The following is a 25629-nucleotide window of genomic DNA, read 5'->3' on the forward strand; positions in this document are numbered from 1 at the left end:
AAACCTCGGGGAAAAGAGACGCGTCCGCCTCGGCACCCGGGCGGGTGTCGAGGCGGACGCGATGTACAGGACTGTCAGGAGATGAGTGCCGCGTTGCCGGCCACGATCGTCAGGACGTCGCCCTCCATGGAGAGGAATCCGTCCTGCGCGTTCGCCAGCACCTTGGCGCCATCCGTCTGGGTGATCCGGACCTGGCCCTCGGCGAGGATGGCCAGCACCGGCTCGTGACCGGACATGAAGCCGATCTCGCCCTCGACGGTCTTGGCGACCACGAGGCTCGCCTCTCCCGTCCAGACCTCCGCGTCGGCGGAGACGAGGCTGACGTGCAGCGCCATGGTCAGGCGTTCTCCTTCTGGATCTGCGCCCAGCGCTCCTCCACGTCGGAGATGCCACCGACGTTGAAGAAGGCCTGCTCGGCGACGTGGTCGAAGTCACCGCGGGTGATCGCATCGAACGACTCGATGGTCTCCTTCAGCGGCACGGTCGAACCCTCGACGCCCGTGAACTTCTTCGCCATGTAGGTGTTCTGCGAGAGGAACTGCTGGATGCGACGTGCACGCGACACGACGATCTTGTCTTCCTCGGAGAGCTCGTCGACACCGAGGATGGCGATGATCTCCTGCAGCTCCTTGTTCTTCTGGAGGATCTGCTTGACCGTGGTGGCCACGCGGTAGTGGTCCTCGCCCAAGTAGCGGGGGTCCATGATGCGCGACGTCGAGGTCAGCGGGTCGATGGCCGGGTACAGACCCTTCGACGCGATCTCACGGGAGAGCTCGGTCGTCGCGTCGAGGTGCGCGAAGGTCGTGGCCGGAGCCGGGTCGGTGTAGTCGTCGGCCGGCACGTAGATCGCCTGCAGCGAGGTGATCGAGTGACCGCGCGTCGAGGTGATGCGCTCCTGGAGGAGGCCCATCTCGTCGGCGAGGTTCGGCTGGTACCCCACGGCGGAGGGCATGCGGCCCAGCAGCGTGGAGACCTCGGAACCGGCCTGCGTGAAGCGGAAGATGTTGTCGATGAAGAGCAGCACGTCCTGCTTCTGCACGTCACGGAAGTACTCCGCCATCGTCAGAGCCGACAGGGCGACGCGCAGACGCGTCCCCGGCGGCTCGTCCATCTGGCCGAAGACGAGGGCGGTCTTGTCGAAGACGCCCGCCTCCTCCATCTCGTGGATGAGGTCGTTGCCCTCACGGGTGCGCTCACCGACACCGGCGAACACCGACACGCCACCGTGGTCCTGCGCGACGCGCTGGATCATCTCCTGGATGAGGACGGTCTTGCCGACGCCGGCACCACCGAAGAGACCGATCTTCCCACCCTGCACGTACGGGGTGAGGAGGTCGATCGACTTGATGCCCGTCTCGAACATCGTGGTCTTCGACTCGAGCTGGTCGAAGTTCGGGGCCTTGCGGTGGATGGGCCAGCGCTCCGTGACCTCGATGGTCTCACCGGGCTCGCCGTTGAGGACCTCGCCGATCACGTTGAAGACCTTGCCCTTGGTGATGTCACCGACGGGGACCGAGATGGCCTCACCGGTGTCACGCACCTCCTGACCGCGGACGATGCCGTCGGTCGGCTTCAGGGCGATGGCGCGGACCAGGTCGTCGCCGAGGTGCTGTGCGACCTCGAGCGTGATCTCGGTGGACTCCTCGCCGATCGTGATCGTCGTCTTCAGCGCGTTGTAGATGTCGGGGATCGAGTCGTGCGGGAACTCGATGTCGACAACCGGACCGTTGACGCGGGCGACGCGCCCGACGACCGCGGTCGCCGGCTGCTCAGCCGTGGCGGTGGTGGTCATTTCTTCGTCTCTTTCCTGAGGGTCTGTCAGCTCGATGCGAGAGCGTCGGCGCCACCGACGATCTCGGCGATCTGCTGGGTGATCTCGGCCTGACGCGCGTTGTTGCGCAGGCGGGTGTAGTCGGTGATGAGCTTGTCGGCGTTGTCGCTGGCCGATTTCATCGCCTTCTGCGTCGCGGCCTGCTTGGCCGCGGACGACTGCAGGAGGGCGTTGAAGACGCGGCTCTGGATGTACACCGGCAGGATCGCGTCGAGCACCGTCTCGGCGTCGGGCTCGAACTCGTACAGCGGGTAGACGGTGCTGCCCGCCTCCGAGTCGTCGGCCTCCGCGATCTCCAGCGGCAGCAGGCGCACGGACTCCGGCGACTGCGTCATCATGCTGACGAAGCGGTTGTACACGAGGTGGATCTCGTCGACGCCGCCGTCCTCGCCCCCACGGTTGAAGGCCTCGAGAAGCGTCTGCGAGATCTCCTCCGCCGTGTGGAACGAGGGGGTGTCGGTGTCGCCGGTCCACTCTGCAGCGGCCTCGATACGACGGAACTGGAAGTACCCGACGGCCTTGCGGCCCACGAGGTAGAACACCGGCTCCTTGCCCTGCTCACGCAGGAGCTCCGCGACCTCGAGACCCTCACGGAGGATCTGCGAGTTGAAGGCTCCGGCGAGGCCGCGGTCCGACGAGAAGATCACGACCGCGGAGCGGCGGATCGTCTCGGGCTCGCGGGTGAGCGGGTGGTCGACGTTCGAGTGCGTCGCGACGGCGGACACGGCCCTCGTCACGGCCCGCGCGAAGGGGGTGGACGCCTTGACGCGTGCCATCGCCTTCTGGATGCGCGAAGCCGCGATGAGTTCCATCGCCTTCGTGATCTTCTTGGTCGTCTGAGCAGAAGAGATCTTCTGCTTGTAGACCCTGAGTTGAGCGCCCATGAATCAGTACCTCACGCGATTACGCGCGACGACCCTTGACGATCTTCTCCTGGTTGACGTCCTCGGCCTCGGCCGCAGCGTGCTCCTCGTGACCAGGGGCGCCGATGGCGTGGCCCTTGCCGCCCTGGAACTCCAGGAGGAAGTTGTCGGTCTGCTTGTCGAGCTCGGCGACGGTCGCGTCGTCCAGCACGTTCGTCTCCCGCAGCGTGTCGAGCACCTTGGTGTTGCGGCGCAGGTAGTCGAGCAGCTCGCGCTCGAAGCGCAGCACGTCCTCGACCTCGATCGAGTCGAGCTTGCCGTTGGTGCCGGCCCAGATCGAGACGACCTGCTCCTCCACCGGGTACGGCGAGTACTGCGGCTGCTTGAGCAGCTCGGTCAGACGGGCACCGCGCGAGAGCTGACGGCGCGACGCGGCGTCGAGGTCCGACGCGAACATCGCGAACGCCTCGAGCGAGCGGTACTGCGCCAGCTCCAGCTTCAACGTTCCGGAGACCTTCTTGATCGACTTCACCTGGGCGTCACCACCGACACGCGACACCGAGATACCCACGTCGACCGCGGGACGCTGGTTGGCGTTGAAGAGGTCGGACTGCAGGAAGATCTGGCCGTCGGTGATCGAGATCACGTTGGTCGGGATGTACGCCGAGACGTCGTTCGCCTTGGTCTCGATGATCGGGAGACCCGTCATCGAGCCGGCACCGAGCTCGTCGGACAGCTTCGCGCACCGCTCGAGCAGACGCGAGTGCAGGTAGAAGACGTCACCCGGGTAGGCCTCGCGGCCCGGCGGGCGGCGGAGCAGCAGCGAGACGGCACGGTAGGCCTCGGCCTGCTTCGACAGGTCGTCGAAGATGATCAGGACGTGCTTGCCGCCGTACATCCAGTGCTGGCCGATGGCCGAACCGGTGTACGGAGCGAGGTACTTGAAGCCGGCGGGGTCGGACGCCGGAGCCGCCACGATGGTGGTGTACTCCAGAGCGCCGGCCTCTTCGAGCGCGCCCTTCACCGAAGCGATGGTCGAGCCCTTCTGACCGATGGCGACGTAGATGCAGCGGACCTGCTTGTTGACGTCGCCGGACTCCCAGTTGGCCTTCTGGTTGATGATCGTGTCGATCGCGATGGCCGTCTTGCCGGTCTGACGGTCGCCGATGATGAGCTGGCGCTGGCCGCGGCCGACCGGGATCATCGCGTCGATGGCCTTGATGCCGGTCTGCATCGGCTCGTGGACCGACTTGCGCTGCATGACGCCGGGGGCCTGGAGCTCGAGCTCGCGGACACCCTCGGTCGCGATCGCGCCGAGGCCGTCGATCGGATTGCCGAGCGGGTCGACGACGCGGCCGAGGTAGCCGTCACCGACCGGGACGGAGAGGACCTCACCCGTGCGGGTGACTTCCTGACCGGCCTCGATGCCGGTGAAGTCGCCGAGGACGACGACGCCGATCTCGTGCTCGTCGAGGTTCAGCGCGAGACCCTTGGTGCCGTCGGCGAAGGTCACGAGCTCGTTCGCCATGACGCCGGGAAGTCCCTCGACGTGAGCGATGCCGTCGGCGGCGTCGATGACGGTGCCGACCTCGGTCGCCGCGGCCCCGGTGGGCTCGTACGCGGCGGCGAAATCCTTCAGCGCGTCACGGATGACGTCGGGGCTGATCGATAGTTCTGCCATTGTCTTCCCTTTGTATCTGGGTGCGCGGTTCCCCGCGCGAAGTCGTGTTAGCCCGCGAGCTTCTGGCGAAGGTCGGCGAGTCGTGCGGAGATGCTGCCGTCGATGACGTCATCGGCGATCTGCACGCGCAGGCCTCCGACGACGCTGGGGTCGATGACGACGTTGAGGGACACCTGGCCGCCGTATCGCTGCGAGAGCGTCTGGCCGAGTCGCGTGCGCTGGGCGTCGCTGAGCTCGGTCGCGGTGTGCACCGTGGCCACGAGGCGGCCGCGCTGGCTCGAGACGATGCGCATCGCCCGGCTCAGCAGCTGCCGCACCCGGCGCTCGCGCGGCTGACGCACGAGGGACGTGACGATGAGGGCCGTCGGAGCGCTGGCGGAGGCGTCGGCGAGGAGACGCTCGACCAGTGCGGCCTTCGCGTCCTCTCCCCCGAGCCGGCTGCCGAGAGCGAGTTCGAGCTCCGGGTTCGCCGCGATCACGCGCGAGAAGCCGAAGAGCTCTCCCTCGATGTCCGCGCCGGGCTCGGCGATGGTCGCCGCCCGGATCGCGAGCTCTTCGAGGCCGTCGATCAGCTCGGACGCGTTCGACCAGCGCTCGGCGACCACGGTGCGCAGGACGTCCTGCGCTGCGGAGCCGTACTGGCCGAACACCGCGGACACGACGTTCTGCCGGGCCGAGGTCGGAGCCGAGGGGTCAGCCAGCGCGCCGCTCAGCTGAGACGATTCGCCCACGGCCCGCGCGGCCGCGAACAGCTCGCGCGCGGTCTCGAGGGTGACGTCCTTCGCTGCGGCAAGCGTCTGAGTGGATGCCGCGAGTGCCTGAGCGGTCGCGCTGCCCATTACGACTGCCCGCCCGGAACCTGAGCCTGTCGAAGGTCGGATGCTTCGAGATCGGCGAGGAAGCGGTCGACCACGGCGGCCGCGCGAGCGTCGTCGGAGAGCGTCTCGCCGACCACGCCGCCGGCGAGGTCGAGAGCGAGCGAGCCGACCTCGCTGCGCAGGGAGACGAGAGCCGTCTGGCGCTCGGCCTCGATCTGCGTGTGCGCGGTGGCGGTCAGACGCGCGGCCTCGCTGGCTGCGGTCTCCTTCGCCTCGGCGATGATCTTCTTGCCGTCCTCACGGGCGGCCTCACGGATCTCGCCGGCCTCGGTACGCGCCTCGGCGAGCTGCCGGGTGTACTCCTCGAGAGCCGCTTCCGCCTGCTTCTGCGCCTCATCGGCCTTGGCGATGTTGCCCTCGATGGCGGCGGACCGCTCGTCGAGCATCTTCGTCAGACGGGGAAGGGCGACCTTCCACACGACGGCGAGGATGATGAGGAACCAGAAGCCCGACCAGATGATGTCGTACCACGCGGGGATCAGCGGGTTGTTCGCCGCCTCACCCTCAGCCGCGAGGTTCGTGACAAGAGCGTTCAGCATCCTGTCTCCTTCAGAAGTCGGTGGGGATTACGGGAAGGGGATGAATCCGACGGCGATGCCGACGAACGCAAGCGCCTCGGTGAAGGCGATACCGATCCACATGAGGACCTGCAGGCGACCGGCCAGCTCGGGCTGACGGGCGACGCCCTCGATGGTCTTGCCGACCACGATGCCCACACCGATGGCCGGGCCGATGGCCGCGAGGCCGTAGCCGACCGCCGCGAGGTGGCCGTTGATTTCAGCGAGAACCGTAGTTGCGTCCACGGGTTTTTCCTTTCGTTGGGTGGGAGGGCTGTTGCCCGCCCGCTCAGTGCTCTTCTGCGACCGCGAGCTGGATGTAGACCGCGGTGAGGACGGTGAAGACGTATGCCTGCAGGACGGCCACCAGGATCTCGAAGAGAGTGAAGGCGCCACCGAAGGCGAGGGTTCCGATACCGAGGGCGGCCCAGCCGCCACCCGCGGTGAAGAAGAAGAACTGGGTCGCTGCGAAGCAGAGGACCAGGATCATGTGGCCGACGACGAGGTTCATCAGCAGTCGCAGGGTGAGGGTCACCGGGCGGATGATGAACGTCGAGATGAGCTCGATCGGCGTGACGATGAAGTAGACCGGCCACGGCACGCCCGACGGGAAGAGGGCGTTCTTGAAGAAGTTCTTCGGGCTCTTCTTGATGCCGGCGTAGATGAAGGTGACGTAGCTGACCACGGCGAGCGTGAGCGGCACCGCGATGATCGCCGTTCCCGGCATGTTCAGGAACGGGATGATGCCCGTGATGTTCATGAACAGCACCATGAAGAAGATCGTGGTGAGGATCGGCAGGAACCGGTCGCCGTCCTTGCGGCCCAGCAGGTCGTGGGCGATGCCGCCGCGGACGAAGCCGAGGCCCATCTCGACGAGGCTCTGGAACCGGCCGGGCACGACCTTCATGCGGCGGGTGCCGAGCCAGAGGATCAGGACGACGGCGATCACCGAGAGCAACTGGATCAGGTGGATCCGGTTGACCGGGATGGGTCCGACGTGGAAGAGGATCTCCGGGAAGAACTCATCGATCGAAGGGCCGTGGAACTCGCCATCAGAGGACGCGAGTCGGGGGGTCAGGGTCGCAGCAAGATTAAACAGCGCGGGCTCCAGCTTCGGGGCACCGGTCAGAACCGGGGCGACGATGGTCGGTGTGCTACACAGCGCAAGCGCTCGCGGGCGAGCGGCGGGCACTCCTCAACACTATCAGAATCCAAGGGTGCCCTAAGACCGCGGGGCGGCGTCCGCCGGGCCGTCCTGGGCATCGTTCACCGCTCCCGGGGCGCGGTCTTCCGGCACCTCGGTGGGCAGCGTGGTGTCGCTGACGTTCGGCAGGCGCATCTGGGTCAGCACGACGACGTCGATGATCAGCGACATGAGCACGCCCGCCACGATGGACAGGAAGAACACCATCGGCTCGATCCACGGCTGTCCCGCGAGCAGGATCATCACGACGACGAAGACGCCGAGCTTCAGCAGCCAGCCGCCGAGCACGATCGCGAAGAAGAGCTGCACATAGAGCGGGTCGCCGTACCACCGGTTCGCGATGAGGATGCTCAGCCCGGTGATGCCGAGGAAGAGCGCGGCGAGGAGCACGCCGAGCAGTCCGCTGATCAGCCCCTCCCCCTGCGCGACGGCGAATCCGATGCCGCCGGCGACGAGGGCGAGCACGACGGTGGCCACGGCCGACCAGATGAGGGTGCGACGCAGGATCGGGGTGCTGGAAACGGGGCTCGGGCTCATCGGGGCTCCAGAGGGATCGGGTCGGGCGCGGCGCCCGCGGCGGTCTTGCGTCGGCGGGTGGGACTCAGGGTGATGACGAGGCACGCGGCGATGCCGACGACGCCGAACACGACGCCGGGGATGTACTGGCCCGGCCAGTCCTCCCTGGCGCCGACGTACATCAGGAGGACGGCGAGCGAGATGACGGCCGTCCAGGCGTAGAAGATGAGGACGGCGTCGCGGTCGCGGTGACCGAGGTCCAGCATCCGGTGGTGCAGGTGCTTGCGGTCCGGGGAGAACGGCGAGCGGCCCGCGCTCATCCGGCGCAGCACGGCGAGCCCGAAGTCCAGGAGCGGCAGGAGCACGACGAGCAGCGGAAGCAGGATGGGCAGGAAGGCACCGATCAGCTGCGAGCGTCCGAGGCGCTCCGGGTCCAGCGCCGAGGGGTCCATCTGCCCGGTGATCGCGATGGCCGATGTCGCCATGAGCAGGCCGATCACGAGCGCACCGGAGTCGCCCATGAACAGCTTCGCCGGGCTCCAGTTCAACGGCAGGAACCCGAGGCACGCCCCGATGAGGACCGCGGCGAGGAACGTGGAGAGGTTGAAGTAGCTCGAGGCACCGGAGTCGCGCGTGAAGATGTACGAGTACGCGAAGAACACCCCGTTGGAGATCAGGCAGACGCCGGCGACGAGACCGTCCAGCCCGTCGATGAAGTTCACGGCGTTCATGACGATCACGATCGCGAACATCGTGATCGTGATGCTCAGCCAGCTCGACACCACGATGAGGTCGCCGAACGGCAGGGAGAGGATCTGCAGGCCGCCACCCACGGTGATGATGCCCGCGGCGAGGAACTGCGCGCCGAGCTTGATCATCCAGTCGATGTCCCAGAGGTCGTCCATGACCCCGATCACGGCGATGAGGAGGGCGGCCGCAAGGATGGACCACATGGTCTGCGGGGGCGTCCAGATGCTCTGGAAGAAGGGGTTGGCCGCCGAGATCGCGAACGCGGCCACGATGCCGAAGAAGATCGCGACGCCACCGAGGCGGGGCGTCGGCGTGGTGTGCACGTCGCGCTCGCGGATGCCGGGATACAGCTTGAAGCGCAGGCTCAACCGCCACACCGCCCACGTCAGCACGAAGGTGATCGCGGCGGTGACGATGATCGTGAAGAGGTACTGCTTCACGAATCCCCGTCCTGCGGCTCCGGCTCGAGCAGATCGCCCAGGACCTCGCGCAGCTGCTCTCTCGTCACGACGCCGTCCCGCAGGACCCGGACCACGCCCGGCTCGGCGTCGGAGGCGCGGCGGACGAGCGAGGTGGCGTCGATGATCGTGGAAGCGACGCCGTTCCTGCTCATGCCGTCGTCCAGATACACCGCGACGCTGTCGCCCAGCATCTTCTCCGCGTCGAGCGCGGAGATCGCCGCCGCCTTGCCGGTGAGGTTGGCGCTGGACACCGCGAGCGGCCCGGTCTCGGCCAGCAGTTCGAGAACCACGCGCCCCTCGGGCATGCGCACGGCCACGGTTCCCCTGGTCTCCCCCAGGTCCCACACCAGCGAGGGCTGCGCGGGAAGGACGATCGTGAGACCGCCGGGCCAGAAGGCGTCGACGAGGCGCTGGACCGGCTCCGGGACCTCCTCTGCGAGGGCCGTCAGCGTCTCCTTCGTGCCGACGAGAACGGGCGGCGGCTGATCGCGGCCACGCCCCTTGGCATCCAGGAGGCGCTGGACCGCGGCCGGCGAGAAGGCGTCGGCGGCGACGCCGTAGACGGTGTCGGTGGGGATGACGATGAGGTCGCCGCGGCCGATCGCCTGACGCGCGTTGCGCATCCCGGCGAGCAGCTGCGCCTCGTCGCTGCAGTCGAAGATGGGGGACATGACGGTTCGATTCTACGCGGGGCGGGTTCGGGACGAGCTCGACGTCTGCTGATCAGGGGCGGAGGGCGGTGGTGGCGCGATCGCGCAGCGTCAGATCGCGATGGGTGGCCGCGGCCCGCCAGCCGTCCGCCGCGAGCAGCTCCCGGATCGGAGCGCCCTGCAGCTCGCCGTGCTCGATCACCAGCGTCCCCCCGGGCCGGAGCAGTCGCAGAGCGCGCGTGCTGAGGACGCGGACGACGTCGAGACCGTCCTCTCCGCCGTAGAGGGCCAGCGCCGGATCGAACAGCCGGACCTCCGGATCGCGGGGGATCGCCTGCGCCGGCACGTACGGCGGGTTGGAGATGACGACGCTCGCGGTGCCGTCGAGTTCGGGGAAGGCATCCGCGAGATCGGACAGCACGAGGGTGAGGTTCTCGACGCCCTCGACGTTGCGTCGGGCCCAGGCGTGCGCCTCCGGAGAGAGCTCAGCGGCGTACACCCGGGCGTGCGGCACCTCGGTGGCCATCGCGAGCGCGATCGCGCCGCTGCCGGTGCCGAGGTCGACCCCGATCGGTGACGGCTCCCCCGAACCCAGGAGAGCGTCGATCGCGTACTGCACCACCGTCTCCGTCTCGGGACGCGGGACGAAGACGCCGGGGCCGACCGCGAGCTCCAGGTGCCGGAACGGCGCGGTCCCGGTGAGATGCTGCAACGGCTCCCTGCGCGCGCGGCGGTCGACGAGGGCGTCCAGCGCAGCCGCGTCGTCATCGGTGAGCCGGTCGCCGCGGATCACCGCCGCCTGCACCTCTCCCCTGCGCTGTCCGCGGACGTGTCCGGCGAGCAGCTCCGCATCGACGAGGGGGTCCGGCACGCCGGCGTCGGCGAGACGCTGCGCCGCGGCGCGCACGGCGGCGGCAAGGGAGAGGTCGGGCATGGCTCCAGCGTAGAGTGCGCGACCGTCACAATGCCCCGCCCCCCATCGCGCTCGCCTAGGCTGGATCGGCAGCGCACCCGCACAGGAAGGCTCCCCCATGTCCGGCATTCACCCCGACATCACCACCGCTTTCGGGAACACCCCGCTCGTCCGCCTCAACCGCGTGACCGAGGGCCTCGGCGCCACCGTGCTCGCGAAGCTCGAGTACTACAACCCGGCGTCCAGTGTGAAGGACCGCATCGGCATCGCCATGATCAACGCCGCCGAGGCCGCCGGCGAGCTCGCCCCCGGCGGGACGATCGTGGAGTCGACGAGCGGCAACACCGGCATCGCCCTCGCCATGGTGGGCGCCGCGCGCGGCTACCGCGTCATCCTCACGATGCCCGCCTCGATGTCGAAGGAGCGCCGCGTGCTGCTCAAGGCGTTCGGCGCGGAGATCGTCCTCACCGACCCCACGAAGGGCATGAAGGGGGCGATCGAGGAGGTCAAGCGCATCGTCGACGAGACCCCGGGCGCCATCTGGATCCGCCAGTTCGAGAACGCGGCGAACCCGCAGATCCACCGCGAGACCACGGCGCAGGAGATCCTGCGCGACACCGACGGCGCGGTCGACATCTTCATCGCCGGCGTGGGCACGGGCGGCACGGTCACCGGCACCGGGCAGGCCCTGAAGGCGGCGAAGCCCGAGGTCCAGGTCATCGCCGTCGAGCCCAAGGACTCCCCCGTCCTGACCGAAGGGCACCCCGGACCGCACAAGATTCAGGGCATCGGGCCGAACTTCGTGCCCGACGTGCTCGACCGCGAGGTGCTCGACGAGATCATCACGGCGGAGTTCGAGGACTCGCTGCGCGTGGCTCGCGCGCTCGCGGCGAAGGAGGGTCTGCTGGTCGGCATGTCCTCCGGCGCCGCCGTCTCCGCCGCGCTGACCGTCGCCGCACGCCCGGAGAACGCCGGCAAGACCATCGTCGTGATCATCCCGGACACCGGCGAGCGGTACCTCTCCACCGCCCTGTTCGAGGATCTGCGCGAGGACTGAGGTCGTCGATGGGCATGATCGGGCGAATGCGCGAGGACATCGCCGCCGCGCGCCTTCGCGACCCGGCCGCGCGCACCGCGGTCGAGGTCGCGCTGCTCTACCCCGGCCTGCACGCCATCTGGGCGCACCGCGTCTCGCACGCGCTGTGGCGGCGGCGCCTCCGGCTCCTCGCCCGCACCGGGTCGCAGGTCGCCCGGTGGCTGACGGGCGTCGAGATCCATCCCGGCGCCCGGATCGGCCGACGCTTCTTCATCGATCACGGCATGGGCGTCGTCATCGGCGAGACGGCGGAGATCGGCGATGACGTGCTGATGTACCACGGCGTGACCCTCGGCGGGCGGACCAGGGACGTCGGCAAGCGGCACCCCACCCTGCAGGACGGCGTGGCCGTGGGCGCGGGGGCGAAGATCCTCGGCCCCGTCACCGTCGGAGCCCGTTCGGTGGTGGGCGCCAACGCCGTGGTCACCAAGGACGCCCCCGCCGACAGCGTGCTCGTGGGTGTGCCCGCGAAGCCGCGTCAGCGGACCGCCGGTGAGGACACCAGGGCGCTGCTGACCGCCCCGGACTACTCCATCTGAGGGGCGGGGGCAGCGCCCTGCTGCCCTCACTGCGCGACGAAGAAGGGGACGGCACCGACCAGGATGCCGATCCCCAGCATCACGAGCGACACGATGACCGCGCGCCACAGCACCTTGCGGTGGTGGTCTCCGAGGTTCACCCCGGCGAGGGAGACGAGCAGCAGGATTGCGGGCACGAGCGGGCTCTGCAGATGCACCGGCTGCCCGGTGATCGAGGCCCTAGCCATCTCGACCGGATCGATGCCGAAGTTCGCCGCGCTCTGAGCGAGCACGGGGAGGATCCCGAAGTAGAAGGCGTCGTTCGACATGAAGAACGTGAACGGGATGGACAGCACGCCCGTGATCGGGGCGAGGAACGGGCCGAGTGCGGGCGGCAGCACGTTCGTGATCCACGTCGCCATCGCGTCGACCATGCCGGTGCCGGAGAGGACCCCCACGAGGACGCCGGCGGCGATGACCATCGACACGACGCCGACGATGCTCGGGGCGTGCGCGACGATCTCCGCCGCCTGGTCCTTGATGCCGCGGAAGTTGACGACGAGCGCGATGCCCGCGCCGACCATGAACACGTAGGGCAGCGGCAGGATGTCGATCACCAGGAGCACCATGACCGCGACGGTCAGGAGGAGGTTGAACCAGATCAGCCGCGGACGCAGGGTCGGGCGGGCGGGATCGAGCATGGTGTCGGCCATCGCGGTGTCCGCGGGGTCGACGCTCCCGGCGGCGACCGGAGCGTGTCCGCCGGCGACGACGACGAGGTTGCCGGTGCGCAGCGAGGCACGAGCGCCCGGCTTGAGCTCGGCGCCGCGGAAGATCCGGGGCACCGAGGAGAGGACGCCGCCGTCGGCTCCGGTGAGCCGGCCGTCCGCGTCGATCCGCCCCAAGCGCCGCCGCTCCCCCAGGCCGAGGAGCCAGGCGAAGCCGAGCGTCACGACGATGCCTGCGCCCAGGGCGGGGAGCATCGGCACGAAGATCTCCGTCGGCTGAACACCGAGCGCGGTCGCGGCGCGCACGGTCGGGCCGCCCCACGGGACGATGTTGAGCGTGCCGTTCATGAGGCCGGCGACACAGGTGAGGACGACGGGACTCATGCCGAGACGGAGGTAGATGGGCAGCATCGCGGAGGTCGTGATGATGAAGGTCGTCGAGCCGTCGCCGTCGAGGGACACCGCGCCCGCGAGGAGCGCGGTCCCGAGCACCACCTTCGCGGGGTCGTCGCCGAGCACCCGCGTGATCAGCCGGATGAGGGGATCGAAGAGGCCGACGTCGATCATGATGCCGAAGAACATGATCGCGAACATCAGCAGCGCGGCCGTGGGCGCCATGGCGCCGATCGAGTCGAGGATCATGTCGCCGAGCCCGAGCCCTGCTCCCGCGAAGAGCCCGAAGGCGGTCGGCACGAGGATCAGGGCCACCATCGGGGTGAGGCGCTTGGTCATGATCAGCGTCATGAACACGAGGACCATCGTGAAGCCGAGGATGACGAGCACACCCTCCGGCGGCACGAAGGCCACGTCGTAGGTCGGTGCCTCCTCCTCGGCGGCAGCGATCAGCGCGGTCGATGCGTGGAACATGCGTGACTCCTTCGTCGTCGCTCCGTCATCGCTGACGGATCCTGACGAGGCTAGGGAATCCGGAGACGCGGAGCGCGGTATGCCGCATAACCGCGCCTTGTGCGCGTACCGTGACTTCTGCGCATATTGCGCATCGAGGAGGTGTCGATGTCCCCGCGGAGACGGGTCCGGTTCGCGACCCGCGCGCTGCTGCTGCACCTCGCCGCCGTCGCCCTCGTCGTGACGCTGTGCACGGGCGTGTACCTCGCCCTCGCGGTCCAGCAGCTGCGCGCCGAGGCGGAGTCGACCGCGCTCGGCATCGCGAGGACCCTGGCCGAGGACGCGCAGGTGCGGGCGGCGGTCGCCGCCATCTCCGCGTCGGACGACGAGCCGGACGCGGAGGCGCTGCGCGACGGAGACCTGCAGCAGATCGCCACAGACGTCATGGCCCGCACCGGGGCCCTGTTCGTCGTCATCACGGACGATGAAGGCATCCGACTCGCCCATCCGCTGCCCTCGCGGATCGGCGAGGTCGTGAGCACCCCGTTCGCCGCGGTGCTGGCGGGACACGAGGTGGTCGACTGGCAGACCGGCACGCTCGGCGAGTCCGCCCGCGCGAAGGTGCCGGTGCGCGACGACTCCGGCACGCCGGTCGGCGAGATCAGCGTCGGGTTCGAGCGCAACGGCGTCTTCGACGACCTGGCGCCGCTGCTCGCCGCGCTCGGTCTGACCGCCGCCGGCGCCCTCGCCCTCGCGCTGCTGGCCTTCCTCCTCCTGCGTCGGCGCTGGGAACGGTTGACCATCGGCGTGCAGCCCGAGGAGCTGGTCGCCCTCGTGCAGAATCAGACGGCGGTGCTCGACGGCGTCGGCGACGGCGTGCTCGCGGTCGATCAGGACGGCGTCGTGCGCGTGAGCAATGCCGCGGCGGACCGGCTTCTCGGGCTCCACGATCCGATCGGCCGCCCCGTGGACGCGCTTCCCCTCCCCCCTGTCGTGCGCGACACCGCCACCGGGGCTCGCGACCGCGCGGAGGCCGTCGTGGGCGACCGGATGCTGTACCTCGAGTCGCGCGCGGTGCGACGCGACGGGCGCGCGCTCGGCGATGTGCTGATCGTGCGCGACCGCACCGACCTCATCGCCCTGACCGAGCGGCTGGAGGCCGTTCGGACGATGACCTCCGCGCTGCGTGTCCAACGCCACGAGTTCGCGAACCGCCTCCATGTGGCCGCGGGCCTCATCGACGCCGGTCGCGTCGACGACGCCAGGGCGTTCCTCGACGAGCTGGTCAGCCGTGGTCCGGTGACGTTCCCCGTGACCGGACTCGACCTCGTGGGCGACCCGTTCCTGCACGCCTTCCTCGGGGCCAAGGGCGTCGAGGCCGCCGAACGGGGCGTCGCCCTGCGGATCGCGGCAGACACCCAGGTGATCGGCACCGTCCGTCGGGCGGAGGACGTGGCCAGCGTACTCGGCAACCTCGTGGACAACGCGGTCGTGGCCGCCGTCGCGGGCACGCGGGAGCCACGGTGGGTGGACGTTTCCGTGCTGAGCGACGGTGACGCGCTCGTCGTCACGGTGGCCGACTCCGGCGAGGGGCTCCGCCCGTCCGATCCGCGACCGCGCGCCGACGACGGGGGCGGGGACTCCGTGCATGGACACGGCATCGGCCTGCCGCTCGCGACGGAGATCGCCCGCCGCAGCGGCGGCGACCTCTGGATCATCGACCCCGGCGGTCCCGACCACGGCGCGGTCTTCGCCGCCCGGCTCGGTGATGCCGTCGACCCCGCCCCGCGTGTCCCGAAGGAGGACCGATGACCGAACCGCTGCGCGCGCTCATCCTCGACGACGACTTCCGGGTGGCCGACCTGCACCGGACGATCGTGGACGATCAGCCCGGATACACCGTGACCGGGACCGCGCGGTCCTGCGCCGAGGCGCGCGACCTCGTGCGCGCGACACGCCCCGACCTCCTGCTCGCCGACGTCTACCTCCCCGACGGGGACGGCATCGGACTCGTCCGCGAGCTCGGGGTCGACGCGATCCTCATCTCCGCCGTGGACGACGCGCCCACCGTGCGCCGCGCACTGCGAGCCGGCGCCGTGGGCTACCTCGTGAAGCCTTTCGACCGACGTGCTCTCACGGGACTCCTCGACCGGTACACCCGCTACCGCAACCTGCTCGCGGGTGATCGGCCCCTCACGCAGGAGGACGTGGACCGCGCGCTGGCGATCCTGCACGGCGGCGGCGAGCCGGTCTCCCTGTCGCGCTCGGCCACCGAGCAGCGCGTGCTCGCGGCGCTCGGCGACGGCGAGGCTTCAGCGGCGGAGGTCGCCGAGCGGGTCGGCATCTCCCGTGCCACGGCACAACGGCACCTCGCGGCTCTCGCCGCACGGACCATCGTCGAGGTGCGCTTGCGCTACGGGTCGACCGGGCGTCCCGAGCACCGGTACGCTGCGCGCACCTGACGCCGTCGCGGCGGCCGCTCAGCCCTCGGAGCCGACGGCGGCCAGACGGGCCTCTTCGTCGGCGGCGATGGCGCTCTCGATGATGGGGTCGAGCGCACCGTCCATGACCTGATCGAGGTTGTACGCCTTGAACCCGGTGCGGTGATCCGCGATCCGGTTCTCCGGGAAGTTGTAGGTGCGGATGCGCTCCGAACGGTCCATGCCGCGGATCTGCGACTTGCGCGCGTCCGAGGCGGCCGCATCGAGCTCCTCCTGCTGCTTGGCCAGCAGCCGGGCACGCAGCACCCGCATCGCCGCCTCGCGGTTCTGCAGCTGCGACTTCTCGTTCTGCATCGACACGACGATCCCGGTCGGCACGTGCGTGATGCGGACAGCGGAGTCGGTGGTGTTCACCGACTGTCCGCCGGGGCCCGACGAGCGGAACACGTCGATCTTCAGATCGTTCTGATCGATCTGGATCTCCTCGGGCTCGTCCACCTCGGGGAACACGAGCACGCCGGTCGTCGAGGTGTGGATGCGGCCCTGCGACTCCGTGGCGGGAACCCGCTGCACGCGGTGCACGCCGCCCTCGTACTTCAGATGCGCCCAGACACCCTGCGCGGGGTCGGACGAGGAACCCTTGATGGCGACCTGGACGTCCTTGTAGCCGCCCAGGTCGGACTCGTTGCGCTCGAGCAGCTCGGTCTTCCACCCCTTCGACGCGGCGTACTGCACGTACATGCGCAGCAGATCCGCGGCGAACAGGGCCGACTCCGCGCCGCCCTCCCCCGCCTTGATCTCCATGATCACGTCGCGGGCGTCATCCGGGTCGCGCGGGATGAGCAGTCGCCGCAGACGCTCCTGCGCCGCCTGCACGCCCTCTTCGAGGGCGGGGACCTCCGCGGCGAAGGCCTCGTCCTCACGGGCCAGTTCCCGCGCCGCCTCCAGATCGTCGACGGCAGCCGTCCACGCCTCATGCGCCGCCACGATGCGCGACAGCTCGGCGTACCGACGGTTGACGCGCTTGGCGCGTGCCGCGTCGGCGTGCACCGCCGGGTCGGAGAGCTCCTCCTGGACCCGGCGATGCTCGTCGATCAGAGTCTGGACGGACTCGAACACGTCGGTCCTCAGCGGATGTTGTTGTCGTGCCCGTGAGCGCCCGAGGGCAGCGTCGGGATGGACTTCTGCATCTGCACGAGGAACTCCACGTTGGAGTGGGTCTCCTTGAGCTTGCCGAGCACGACCTCCAGGGCCTGCTGCGGGTCGAGGCCGGCGAGAGCACGGCGCAGCTTCCACGTGATCTTGACCTCGTCGGCCGAGAGCAGCATCTCCTCGCGGCGGGTGCTGGACGCGTTGACGTCGACCGCCGGGAAGATCCGCTTGTCGGCCAGCTGACGGGACAGCCGCAGCTCGCTGTTGCCGGTGCCCTTGAACTCCTCGAAGATGACCTCGTCCATCTTGGAACCGGTCTCGACGAGCGCGGTGGCGAGGATCGTGAGGGATCCGCCGTTCTCGATGTTGCGCGCGGCACCGAAGAAGCGCTTCGGCGGGTAGAGCGCGGACGCGTCGACACCGCCGGTGAGCACGCGGCCGGACGCCGGAGCGGCCAGGTTGTACGCGCGCCCGAGGCGGGTGATCGAGTCGAGCAGCACGACCACGTCGCGGCCCAGCTCGACGAGGCGCTTGGCCCGCTCGATCGCGAGCTCGGCGACCGTGGTGTGGTCCTCCGCGGGGCGGTCGAAGGTGGAGGCGATGACCTCGCCCTTCACGGTGCGCTCCATGTCGGTGACCTCTTCGGGGCGCTCGTCGACGAGCACGACCATGAGGTGGACCTCGGGGTTGTTCTGCGCGATCGCATTGGCGATCTGCTGCAGGACGATCGTCTTGCCGGCCTTGGGCGGTGCGACGATGAGGCCGCGCTGGCCCTTGCCGATCGGCGCGACGAGGTCGATGATCCGCTGCGTGAGCTTCTCCGGAGCCGTCTCCAGCCGCAGACGCTCCTGCGGGTAGAGCGGGGTGAGCTTGCCGAACTCCACGCGGGTGGCCGCATCGTCGACCGAGAGGCCGTTGATCGAGTCGACCTTGACCAGGGCGTTGTACTTCTGCCGACCCTGCTGCTCGCCCTCGCGCGGCTGCTTGATGGAGCCGACGACGGCATCGCCCTTGCGGAGGTTGTACTTCTTGACCTGGCCGAGCGAGACGTAGACGTCGCTCGGGCCGGCCAGGTAACCGGTGGTGCGCACGAAGGCGTAGTTGTCGAGCACGTCGAGGATGCCGGCGATCGGGATGAGGACGTCGTCCTCGGTGATCTCCGTCTCGAACTCGTCGACCTGGCCGCCGCTGCGACGCTTGTTGCGCTGACGGTTGCGGCCGTTGCCGTTACCCGTCTGGTCGTCGTCGGCCGGCGCGTTCTGCGCCTGCTCCTGACCGCCGCCCTGGCCGCGGCCACGGTTGCGGTTGCGGTTGCGGCTGCGGCCCCGGCCGCCCTGCTCCTCGCCGTTGTCCGCCTCGCCGGATGCGTCCTTCGCGGGAGCGTCCGCCTCGGCCTCGTTCTTCGCGGCAGCGCCGTCGTTCTTCGACTCGCTCTTCGCCGCGTCGTTCTTGGCGCGGCCGCCCTGGGCGGTGCCCGCGTCGGTGGTCTCCGCGGCGCTGTCGGCCGGTGCAGCCTCGGCCTTCTCGGTCTTCGCCTCCGGGGCCTCGGCGTCCGCCTTCTTCGTGCGACGGCCGCGGGCGGACTTGGGGGCCTCGGCGGGCGCCTCGGTGGTCTCGGCAGCCGAGGCCGCTTCAGCCGGTGCGGCCTCGGCCGGAGCCTCGGCGTCCGCCTTCTTCGCCCGCGTGCGGCGCGGAGCCTTCGCCTTCGGGGCCGCCTCCGCCGCCTCGGCGGAGTCGCCGGCAGCCGCAGGGGCCTCCGCCGAGCCGGACTCCTCCGCGGCCTTGGCCGCCTTGGCCGCAGCCGTGGCGGTGTTCGCCCGACGCGGTGCGCGCTTCTTGGCCGGAGCGGATTCGGTCGCCTGCTCGGCGACGGGGGCATCGGCGGTCGGAGCCGCCTGATCGTTCTGGGTCTCGGAGAGGTTCTCCACGAGTACTCCCTTATAGGTCATGGGAAATGAGCGTGAACGCGCACAACGGGTGCTGCGCACGATCGCACGGGCTGACGCTCGGCGTCAGCCAGCCTCGGCACTTGGGCCTCAGGGGTTCGCGTGCGGGTCTTGCAAGAGATGCAATGGGGCCAGATTCACGAATGCTACGTGGAGCCCTCCGCTCGATCCCCCACTGTACCACCACGGACGTCGACGGCGAGCAGGAGCGCCTCCCACGGGGTGTCGGTCACCTGATTGGCCACCTCGACGGCGTCCAGACGGCTGCCGGGACCGTCGGCGAGCACGAGCACGCTGGGTCCGGCGCCGGAGACGACCGCCGCGAATCCGGCGGCACGCAGAGCCTGCACGAGGCGCTGCGTCTCCGGCATGGCACCGGCGCGGTAGTCCTGGTGCAGGCGGTCGGCGGTCGCGTCGAGCAGCAGCTCCGGGCTCTGCATCAGCGCGGCGATGAGCAGTGCGGACCGGGACACGTTGAACACCGCGTCGGCCGTGGAGACGTGCGGCGGCTGCAGCGACCGGGCCTGCGAGGTGGACATCGTGTACGCCGGGACGAGGACGAGCGGGGAGACGCCGCGGTGCACGAGGAGCTTCTTGTGCTGCGGGCCGCGCTCCCCCATCCACGCGATCGTGAGCCCGCCGAACAGCGCAGGGGCCACGTTGTCCGGGTGGCCCTCCAGTTCGGTCGCCAGGCGCAGCAGATCGGTGTCGGAGATGTCGACGTCTCCCGCCAGCAGCCCCTTCGCCGCGAGCACGCCGGCAGCGACGGCCGCGCCGGAGGACCCGAGGCCTCGGCCGTGCGGGACGGCGTTCTCGGCCACGATGCGCAGTCCGGGCATCGGGCGGCCGGCGTCGGCGAACACATAGGCGATCGTCCGGACGATGAGGTTGGAGGCATCCCGCGGGATGTCCTCAGCGCCGGAACCGGAGACCTCGATCTCGAGCTGCCCCTCGGGCAACGCCGTCACCTCGAGCCGGTCGTAGATGCTGAGCGCCAGGCCGAGAGTGTCGAAGCCGGGGCCGAGGTTGGCGCTCGTCGCCGGCACCGTCACCTCGACCGTGCGCCCCACACGCGCGCCGTGCTCCTCGGGGGCGGGAGCCGTGGCCGTCACCGTGGTCACTCGCCTTCCACCCGGAGGACGGACACCACGCGGGCGACGACGTCGCTGCCCGCGAGCACGTCCACCGTGTCACTGAGGGCCTGCTCCGTCGCGCGATGCGTGCCGATGATGAGGCGGGCGGTCGGCTCGTCCTCCCCCTCGACGGTCTGGACGACGGTCGCGACGGACACCCCGCCGTCGCTGAGGATTCCGGCGACCGTCGCCAGCACGCCGGGGGCGTCGGAGACCTCGAGGGTGATCTGGTAGCGCGTCGTCACATGGCCGATGGGCACGACGGGGAGGTTCGCCCTGGTGGACTCGCCCACCCCGACGCCGCCGGCGATGTGCCGACGAGCGGCGGAGACCACGTCGCCGAGCACGGCCGAGGCCGTCTGGATGCCGCCCGCGCCGGCACCGTAGAACATGAGGGAGCCCGCCGCCTCGGCCTCGACGAAGACGGCGTTGTTGGCACCGTGCACGGAGGCGAGAGGGTGGGCGACCGGCACGAGGGCCGGGTAGACCCGCACCGAGATGGACTCGGCGCCGTCGGCCTCGATGCGCTCGCAGACGGCGAGCAGCTTGATCACGAAGCCCGCCGCGCGGGCCTCCTCGATCATCGACGCCGTGATGGCGGTGATCCCCTCGCGGTGCACGGCCTCCAGCGGGACCGCGGTGTGGAAGGCGAGGCTGGCGAGGATCGCGGCCTTCTGCGCGGCGTCGTAGCCTTCGACGTCCGCGGTCGGGTCGGCCTCCGCGTATCCGAGGCGCTGCGCGTCCGCCAGCACGTCGGCGAAGTCGGCGCCCTCGGTGTCCATCCGGTCGAGGATGTAGTTCGTGGTGCCGTTGACGATGCCCATGATCCGCACGACGCGGTCGCCCGCGAGCGAGTCGCGCAGCGGACGGATGATCGGGATGGCACCCGCGGCCGCCGCCTCGTAGTACACCGAGGCGCCGACGCGATCCGCCGCCTCGAACAGCTCCGGGCCATGGGTGGCCAGCAACGCCTTGTTGGCCGTGACCACGTCGGCTCCCGAGCCGATCGCCTGGAGGATGTTGGTGCGGGCGGGCTCGATGCCGCCGATGAGCTCGATCACGATGTCGGCGCCGAGGATGAGCGACTCGGCGTCGGTCGTGAAGAGCTCCTTCGGGAGCTCGACGTCGCGGGGCGCGTCGAGGTCACGGACCGCGATGCCGGCCAGGTCCAGCGCGGCACCCGCGCGGTCGGCCAGCTCGTCGCCGTGGCGGAGCAGGAGCGCCGCCACCTGGGAGCCGACGGCTCCGGCGCCCAGCAGCGCCACGCGAAGTCGTCTGTAGTCAGTCAATGGGTGCTCCTTCGGGGTGGGTCATCGTGCTCCCTCGGGGGCGTGCGCCCCGTCGATGCCCGCGTCGCGGGCCAGCAGGTCGTGGACGGTCTCGCCGCGGACGATCACCCGCGAGCGCCCCTCCCGCACCGCCACGATCGGCGGCCGCGGGACGTGGTTGTAGTTGCTCGCGAGCGAGGCGCAGTAGGCGCCGGTCGCCGGGACGGCCAGCAGATCGCCCGGTGTCACGTCTCCGGGGAGGTACTCGTGGTCGACGACGATGTCGCCGGACTCGCAGTGCTTGCCGACCACCCGGCTCAGCTGGGGCTCGTCTGTCCCCGTCCGCGAGGCGAGCCGGGCGGAGTAGCTGGCGCCGTAGAGAGCCGTGCGGGCGTTGTCGCTCATCCCGCCGTCGACGCTGACGTACCGCCGTGTGGCCCCGGAGGCGACCGTGACGTCCTTCGTCGTGCCGACCTCGTAGAGGGTCACACCCGCCGTGCCGACGATCGCGCGCCCGGGCTCGAACGAGAGCGCGGGCACCGCGATGCCCCGCGCCGCGCAGCCCTCGGCGACCGCCGCGACGATGCCGTCGGCCAGCTCGTCGATCGGCGTGGGGTCGTCGACGCGGGTGTAGGCGATGCCGAAGCCGCCGCCGAGGTTCAGCTGCGGCACCGGGCCGTCCTCGAGGAGGGCGGCGTGCAGTTCGAGCCCGCGCGACGCGGATTCGCGGAAGCCGGCCACGCCGAAGATCTGGGAGCCGATGTGGCAGTGCAGGCCGGCGAACTCCAGCCCCGGGATCTCGCGGATGCGGGCCACGGCGACCTCGGCCTCGGCGAGCGGGAAGCCGAACTTCTGGTCCTCGTGGGCCGTGGCGAGGAAGTCGTGGGTCTCGGCGTGGACGCCGCTGATGACCCGGACCATGACGCGCTGCACGGTGTCCGTCCGGGCCGTGATGGCGGCGAGGCGCTCGATCTCGATCGCGCTGTCGACGACGATCGTGCCGATGCCGAGAGCGACCGCGCGCTCCAGCTCGGCGACCGACTTGTTGTTGCCATGGAAGCCCAGCGAGGCCGGTGCGACCCCCGCGGCGAGGGCGACCTCGAGCTCGCCGCCGGTGCACACGTCGATGCGCAGCCCCTCGTCGACGACCCAGCGGGCGACCGTCGTGCACAGGAAGGCCTTGCCGGCGTAGTACACCTGCGCGGTGGTGCCGTGCGCCGAGGCGGCGCGGTCGAACGCGTCGCGGAAGGCCCGGGCGCGGCGCCGCACCTCGTCCTCATCGAGCACGAGGAGCGGCGTGCCGTAGGTGCGGGCGAGCTCGGGCGCCGGCACTCCGGCGAGCACGAGGCTGCCGTCGTCGTCGCGCGTGGCCGAAGACGGCCAGACACCGGGCGCGAGATCGTTCGGATCTTCGGGGACGACGAGCCAGTCCGGAGCGAGCGTGGCGGCAGAGTCGAGCACGGAACACCAATCGTGGGACGGATCTCGGGCGGAGGCGCACATCGAGTTGCCCCGATTCTAGGGCACCCTCTGTCACGGCCTGGTCATGCTGACACGCCGCGTCAACCCCCTGGGGAGCGGTACCGCCCGGCTCGTAGGGTGGGCACGTGGCAGACACCGACAACCGAGACTCCGAGAACCACTCCGCAGCCCCGGCCCGCCCGGGGCTCGTCGCCCGCATCACGGGTCCGGTGATCGCCTGGGCCCTCGCCCGGCGCCCGGTCAGGGCCGTGCTGCTGTACTCCGAGCGCCGTGGCCCGATGCTCGCCGACAGCGTGACCTACCGGGCCCTGTTCAGCGTCTTCGCGGGCGTGCTCCTCGGCTTCTCCCTCGCGGCTCTCTGGCTCTCCGGCAACCCGGAGGCCTGGCGCGCGATCATCGACGCCGTGCAGTCCGCGGTCCCCGGGCTCATCGGCGAGGGCGGTGTCATCGACACCAAGGACCTCCGGACCCCGGCCTCGTTCTCGATCGCCGGCATCATCTCCCTCATCGCGCTGGTGGGTGCCGCGCTCGGCGCCATCGGCTCGCTCCGCACGGCCATCCGGACCATCGCCGGCACGATCCAGGCGGACATCCTGTGGATCTGGGTCATCGTCCGCAACCTGCTGCTCGGCGTCGGCATCGGCCTCGCGTTCGTGCTCGCCGCCGGGATCACCTTCATCGGACAGCTCGGGGTGACCTGGATCGGCGATCTGCTCGGGGTGCCGTCGGATTCGCCGCTGCTCGTCTGGACGGTCCGTCTCCTGTCGCTGCTCGTGGTCTTCATCCTCGACGCGGCCTTGATCGTCGGCGCCTTCCTCCTGCTCTCCGGCGTCCGGCCCGCCGCGCGCTCCCTGTGGAGCGGCGCCCTCCTCGGCGCCTTCGGCCTCATCGTGCTGCAGCAGCTCTCCGGGCTCTTCGTCGGCGGCGCGACGAGCAACCCCCTCCTCGCCTCGTTCGCCTCGCTCCTCGCGCTCCTGATCTGGCTCCAGCTGTCCACGCAGGTCATCCTCGTCGCATGCGCCTACATCGTCACCGCCGAGGAGGAGCGCGGCGACCGCCTGCACGAACGGTTCGGCGCGCGGACGTTCGTGCAGCGACGGCTGCAGCGCGCCGAGGTCGACGTGAAGATCGCGACGGCCGAGCTGCGGGACGCCCAGCGCGCGGCGGCCGAGGAGAACGGCACCGCCGCCCCGGAGTGAGGTCCTCGTTGTGACCGGAATGGATAGGATGGTCACAACGAGAGGGGACGCATGTCCGCACCACGACGGCACACCGTGACCGTTCCCGGCGCCGCGGTGTCGGTCCTGGAATGGTGCCCCTCCGGGGAGACGCAGACGCCCGTGCTGCTGCTGCACGGCGGCGGGGCCGACAGTGCGGAGCTCTCCTGGGGCCAGGTCGGGTCGGCGCTGGCGGCGGCCGGACACCGGGTCCTCGCGCCGGACCACCCCGGCTTCGGACGCAGCCCACGCCTCGATGCGCCGCTGACCCAGGAGCGCCTGGTGCAGTACGTCGGCGACCTCGTCGACGCCCTCGGGCTGCACGCCTATGCCATCGGAGGTCTTTCGATGGGCGCGGGCATGGCGCTGGGCCATCTGCTCGACCGCCCGGACGGAGCACATGCCGCCGCCCTTCTCGGCAGTTACGGCCTGATGCCGCGCCTGACGGACGGCGCCGTCGGGACCCTCTCGCACCTGTCGACGTTCCTGCTCCTGCGTTCGGGCCTGCTCGGTGCCATGACACGCGTCTACGCACGCGACCGGAAGGCGATGACGCGAGGCCTCCAGGATCTCGTGCGCTCCCCCGACGCCCGCACCCCTGGTCTCGTCGACGCGGTGCTCGCCGAGGCCGCGACCGGCTCCGGTCTCACGACGTTCGGCGACTGGCAGCGGGATCAGGTGCGGCCGTTGCGACTCCGCACCGACTACCGTGATCGACTCGCCGAGATCCGCGTCCCGGTCCTCCTCGTGCACGGCGACCGCGACTCCGGCGTCCCTCTCCGACGGGTCGAGGAGGCCGCGGAGATCCTGCCCGACGGGCAGCTCCTCGTGGCCCCCGGCGCCGGGCACTGGGTGCAACGGGACCGTCCCGACCTCGTGATCCCCGCCCTGCGCGACTGGTTCGCCCGAGGCTCCGATGCCTAGGCCGCTCGTGCCCGACCGTCGGGGACGCATCCTCGACGCGGCGGAGCGCATGGTCCTGGCCGAGGGCTTCGACACGATGAACGTCGCCGCGATCGCGCGCGCGGCCGGTATCGGCAAGGGCGCCGTCTACCTGGAGTTCGCGGCGAAACGCGACATCCTCGATGCCCTGCTCCAGCGCGGCACCGCGCGGATCGCCGACACGGTCGGCCGCACGGCCGGATCGCAGCCCTCGCTCAGCGCCCTCTACCGCGCCACGGCGGCGGCGCTGCTCGGCGACGAGCTCATGACGGCCGCGTTCCTCGACGACGCGGGAGTGCTCGGCGCCCACGTCGCCGCGCAGCCGACCTCCCGGTACCGGACGCGTCACGAACGGGTCGTCGCCGGTATCCGTGACCTCCAGCGCCAGGGCCGGATCGTGCCGGATGTGGAGCCCGAAGCCCTGGCCCTCGCTCTCTCCAGCGCCACCCTCGGACTGCTCTCGGCCGCACGCACGCTGGGTCCCCTGGATCGCGCGACCTTGGAGAGCGCGATCGACACCGTCGGCCGGATGGCCGCGAGCTTCGAGACGGAGTGA

The 25629-nt window shown here is 70.2% G+C and carries 25 protein-coding genes; 7 read left to right on the top strand and 18 right to left on the bottom strand.

Annotated elements, in window-relative coordinates; genetic code table 11:
* Positions 1 to 74: 74 nt before the first annotated feature.
* The 12 genes from AUV07_RS07450 to prmC form a co-directional block, all read right to left on the bottom strand.
* On the bottom strand, positions 75 to 335 hold the full coding sequence (locus tag AUV07_RS07450; RefSeq protein ID WP_025103153.1) for a F0F1 ATP synthase subunit epsilon: 261 nt from the start codon (positions 333 to 335) through the stop codon (positions 75 to 77).
* Between the two features lie 2 nt (positions 336 to 337).
* Positions 338 to 1792 (bottom strand): F0F1 ATP synthase subunit beta, encoded by a 1455-nt coding sequence (atpD, locus tag AUV07_RS07455; protein WP_025103152.1) that lies wholly within the window; start codon positions 1790 to 1792, stop codon positions 338 to 340.
* 26 nt (positions 1793 to 1818) lie between these two features.
* Positions 1819 to 2715, bottom strand: a complete 897-nt coding sequence (locus AUV07_RS07460) for a F0F1 ATP synthase subunit gamma (protein WP_025103151.1) — start codon at positions 2713 to 2715, stop codon at positions 1819 to 1821.
* 19 nt (positions 2716 to 2734) lie between these two features.
* Positions 2735 to 4375 carry a F0F1 ATP synthase subunit alpha gene (atpA, locus tag AUV07_RS07465; protein WP_062634989.1) on the bottom strand — a complete coding sequence of 547 codons (1641 nt, stop codon included), beginning with the start codon at positions 4373 to 4375 and terminating at the stop codon, positions 2735 to 2737.
* A 47-nt stretch (positions 4376 to 4422) separates the two neighbouring features.
* Positions 4423 to 5214 carry a F0F1 ATP synthase subunit delta gene (locus AUV07_RS07470; protein WP_062634990.1) on the bottom strand — a complete coding sequence of 264 codons (792 nt, stop codon included), beginning with the start codon at positions 5212 to 5214 and terminating at the stop codon, positions 4423 to 4425.
* A complete protein-coding gene (locus AUV07_RS07475; protein ID WP_060922506.1) occupies positions 5214 to 5792 on the bottom strand; it encodes a F0F1 ATP synthase subunit B in 579 nt (192 codons plus the stop codon). Before AUV07_RS07475 ends, AUV07_RS07470 begins: the two co-directional genes overlap by 1 nt.
* Positions 5793 to 5819: 27 nt before the next feature.
* Positions 5820 to 6056 carry an ATP synthase F0 subunit C gene (atpE, locus tag AUV07_RS07480; RefSeq protein ID WP_025103147.1) on the bottom strand — a complete coding sequence of 79 codons (237 nt, stop codon included), beginning with the start codon at positions 6054 to 6056 and terminating at the stop codon, positions 5820 to 5822.
* 43 nt (positions 6057 to 6099) lie between these two features.
* Positions 6100 to 6888, bottom strand: a complete 789-nt coding sequence (atpB, locus tag AUV07_RS07485) for a F0F1 ATP synthase subunit A (protein WP_036292497.1) — start codon at positions 6886 to 6888, stop codon at positions 6100 to 6102.
* A gap of 144 nt (positions 6889 to 7032) precedes the next feature.
* On the bottom strand, positions 7033 to 7551 hold the full coding sequence (locus tag AUV07_RS07490) for a hypothetical protein (protein ID WP_062634992.1): 519 nt from the start codon (positions 7549 to 7551) through the stop codon (positions 7033 to 7035).
* Positions 7548 to 8720 carry an MraY family glycosyltransferase gene (locus AUV07_RS07495; protein ID WP_025103144.1) on the bottom strand — a complete coding sequence of 391 codons (1173 nt, stop codon included), beginning with the start codon at positions 8718 to 8720 and terminating at the stop codon, positions 7548 to 7550. The genes AUV07_RS07490 and AUV07_RS07495 overlap by 4 nt, the downstream gene beginning before the upstream one ends.
* Positions 8717 to 9412 carry an L-threonylcarbamoyladenylate synthase gene (locus AUV07_RS07500; protein ID WP_062634994.1) on the bottom strand — a complete coding sequence of 232 codons (696 nt, stop codon included), beginning with the start codon at positions 9410 to 9412 and terminating at the stop codon, positions 8717 to 8719. Before AUV07_RS07500 ends, AUV07_RS07495 begins: the two co-directional genes overlap by 4 nt.
* A gap of 52 nt (positions 9413 to 9464) precedes the next feature.
* Complete coding sequence (gene prmC, locus AUV07_RS07505; protein ID WP_062634996.1) at positions 9465 to 10325, bottom strand: peptide chain release factor N(5)-glutamine methyltransferase; 861 nt, start codon at positions 10323 to 10325, stop codon at positions 9465 to 9467.
* 97 nt (positions 10326 to 10422) lie between these two features.
* Here prmC and cysK point away from each other — a divergent pair, with 97 nt between their 5' ends.
* Together cysK and epsC are read left to right on the top strand one after the other, a co-directional pair.
* Positions 10423 to 11361, top strand: coding sequence for a cysteine synthase A (gene cysK, locus AUV07_RS07510; RefSeq protein WP_025103141.1), 939 nt, complete (start codon positions 10423 to 10425; stop codon positions 11359 to 11361).
* 8 nt (positions 11362 to 11369) lie between these two features.
* Positions 11370 to 11939, top strand: a complete 570-nt coding sequence (epsC, locus tag AUV07_RS07515) for a serine O-acetyltransferase EpsC (RefSeq protein WP_062634998.1) — start codon at positions 11370 to 11372, stop codon at positions 11937 to 11939.
* A gap of 26 nt (positions 11940 to 11965) precedes the next feature.
* Here the strand turns inward: epsC and AUV07_RS07520 are convergent, their stop codons facing one another.
* Positions 11966 to 13513, bottom strand: coding sequence for a CitMHS family transporter (locus AUV07_RS07520; protein ID WP_062635000.1), 1548 nt, complete (start codon positions 13511 to 13513; stop codon positions 11966 to 11968).
* 147 nt (positions 13514 to 13660) lie between these two features.
* Between AUV07_RS07520 and AUV07_RS07525 the strand changes: the two genes are divergently transcribed.
* Together AUV07_RS07525 and AUV07_RS07530 are read left to right on the top strand one after the other, a co-directional pair.
* Positions 13661 to 15304, top strand: coding sequence for a sensor histidine kinase (locus AUV07_RS07525; RefSeq protein ID WP_157523945.1), 1644 nt, complete (start codon positions 13661 to 13663; stop codon positions 15302 to 15304).
* Positions 15301 to 15954, top strand: a complete 654-nt coding sequence (locus tag AUV07_RS07530; protein ID WP_062635002.1) for a response regulator — start codon at positions 15301 to 15303, stop codon at positions 15952 to 15954. The genes AUV07_RS07525 and AUV07_RS07530 overlap by 4 nt, the downstream gene beginning before the upstream one ends.
* Positions 15955 to 15972: 18 nt before the next feature.
* Here the strand turns inward: AUV07_RS07530 and prfA are convergent, their stop codons facing one another.
* The 5 genes from prfA to lysA all read right to left on the bottom strand — a co-directional run bounded on the left by prfA (position 15973) and on the right by lysA (position 22893).
* A complete protein-coding gene (gene prfA / locus AUV07_RS07535) occupies positions 15973 to 17052 on the bottom strand; it encodes a peptide chain release factor 1 (RefSeq protein ID WP_025103135.1) in 1080 nt (359 codons plus the stop codon).
* An 8-nt stretch (positions 17053 to 17060) separates the two neighbouring features.
* Positions 17061 to 19013, bottom strand: coding sequence for a transcription termination factor Rho (gene rho, locus AUV07_RS07540; RefSeq protein WP_062635004.1), 1953 nt, complete (start codon positions 19011 to 19013; stop codon positions 17061 to 17063).
* Between the two features lie 164 nt (positions 19014 to 19177).
* A complete protein-coding gene (thrB, locus tag AUV07_RS07545; RefSeq protein WP_231868219.1) occupies positions 19178 to 20143 on the bottom strand; it encodes a homoserine kinase in 966 nt (321 codons plus the stop codon).
* Between the two features lie 5 nt (positions 20144 to 20148).
* Positions 20149 to 21453, bottom strand: a complete 1305-nt coding sequence (locus tag AUV07_RS07550) for a homoserine dehydrogenase (protein ID WP_062635006.1) — start codon at positions 21451 to 21453, stop codon at positions 20149 to 20151.
* A 21-nt stretch (positions 21454 to 21474) separates the two neighbouring features.
* Entirely contained in the window at positions 21475 to 22893 is a 1419-nt protein-coding gene (gene lysA / locus AUV07_RS07555; protein WP_231868213.1) for a diaminopimelate decarboxylase, read from the bottom strand.
* Positions 22894 to 23039: 146 nt separating this feature from the next.
* Between lysA and AUV07_RS07560 the strand changes: the two genes are divergently transcribed.
* Genes AUV07_RS07560 through AUV07_RS07570 form a run of 3 tightly spaced genes read left to right on the top strand, consistent with a single transcriptional unit; the run spans position 23040 to position 25629 of the window.
* The gene (locus tag AUV07_RS07560) at positions 23040 to 24113 is read left to right on the top strand and encodes a YihY/virulence factor BrkB family protein (protein WP_180964522.1); all 1074 of its coding nucleotides are present in this window, start codon (positions 23040 to 23042) and stop codon (positions 24111 to 24113) included.
* A 51-nt stretch (positions 24114 to 24164) separates the two neighbouring features.
* The gene (locus tag AUV07_RS07565) at positions 24165 to 25055 is read left to right on the top strand and encodes an alpha/beta fold hydrolase (RefSeq protein ID WP_062635010.1); all 891 of its coding nucleotides are present in this window, start codon (positions 24165 to 24167) and stop codon (positions 25053 to 25055) included.
* Entirely contained in the window at positions 25048 to 25629 is a 582-nt protein-coding gene (locus AUV07_RS07570; RefSeq protein WP_062635012.1) for a TetR/AcrR family transcriptional regulator, read from the top strand. The genes AUV07_RS07565 and AUV07_RS07570 overlap by 8 nt, the downstream gene beginning before the upstream one ends.

Origin of the sequence: Microbacterium sp. CH1 (genome assembly GCF_001595495.1) — a bacterium.
GTDB lineage: Bacteria > Actinomycetota > Actinomycetes > Actinomycetales > Microbacteriaceae > Microbacterium.

Excerpts from the sequence above, each read along its gene's own strand:
- AUV07_RS07450 (WP_025103153.1), bottom strand. The coding sequence starts at position 335 with ATGGCGCTGCACGTCAGCCTCGTCTCCGCCGACGCGGAGGTCTGGACG.
- atpD (WP_025103152.1), bottom strand. The coding sequence starts at position 1,792 with ATGACCACCACCGCCACGGCTGAGCAGCCGGCGACCGCGGTCGTCGGG.
- AUV07_RS07460 (WP_025103151.1), bottom strand. The coding sequence starts at position 2,715 with ATGGGCGCTCAACTCAGGGTCTACAAGCAGAAGATCTCTTCTGCTCAG.
- atpA (WP_062634989.1), bottom strand. The coding sequence starts at position 4,375 with ATGGCAGAACTATCGATCAGCCCCGACGTCATCCGTGACGCGCTGAAG.
- AUV07_RS07470 (WP_062634990.1), bottom strand. The coding sequence starts at position 5,214 with ATGGGCAGCGCGACCGCTCAGGCACTCGCGGCATCCACTCAGACGCTT.
- AUV07_RS07475 (WP_060922506.1), bottom strand. The coding sequence starts at position 5,792 with ATGCTGAACGCTCTTGTCACGAACCTCGCGGCTGAGGGTGAGGCGGCG.
- AUV07_RS07490 (WP_062634992.1), bottom strand. The coding sequence starts at position 7,551 with ATGAGCCCGAGCCCCGTTTCCAGCACCCCGATCCTGCGTCGCACCCTC.
- AUV07_RS07500 (WP_062634994.1), bottom strand. The coding sequence starts at position 9,412 with ATGTCCCCCATCTTCGACTGCAGCGACGAGGCGCAGCTGCTCGCCGGG.
- prmC (WP_062634996.1), bottom strand. The coding sequence starts at position 10,325 with ATGCCCGACCTCTCCCTTGCCGCCGCCGTGCGCGCCGCGGCGCAGCGT.
- cysK (WP_025103141.1), top strand. The coding sequence starts at position 10,423 with ATGTCCGGCATTCACCCCGACATCACCACCGCTTTCGGGAACACCCCG.
- epsC (WP_062634998.1), top strand. The coding sequence starts at position 11,370 with ATGGGCATGATCGGGCGAATGCGCGAGGACATCGCCGCCGCGCGCCTT.
- AUV07_RS07520 (WP_062635000.1), bottom strand. The coding sequence starts at position 13,513 with ATGTTCCACGCATCGACCGCGCTGATCGCTGCCGCCGAGGAGGAGGCA.
- AUV07_RS07525 (WP_157523945.1), top strand. The coding sequence starts at position 13,661 with ATGTCCCCGCGGAGACGGGTCCGGTTCGCGACCCGCGCGCTGCTGCTG.
- AUV07_RS07530 (WP_062635002.1), top strand. The coding sequence starts at position 15,301 with ATGACCGAACCGCTGCGCGCGCTCATCCTCGACGACGACTTCCGGGTG.
- AUV07_RS07565 (WP_062635010.1), top strand. The coding sequence starts at position 24,165 with ATGTCCGCACCACGACGGCACACCGTGACCGTTCCCGGCGCCGCGGTG.
- AUV07_RS07570 (WP_062635012.1), top strand. The coding sequence starts at position 25,048 with ATGCCTAGGCCGCTCGTGCCCGACCGTCGGGGACGCATCCTCGACGCG.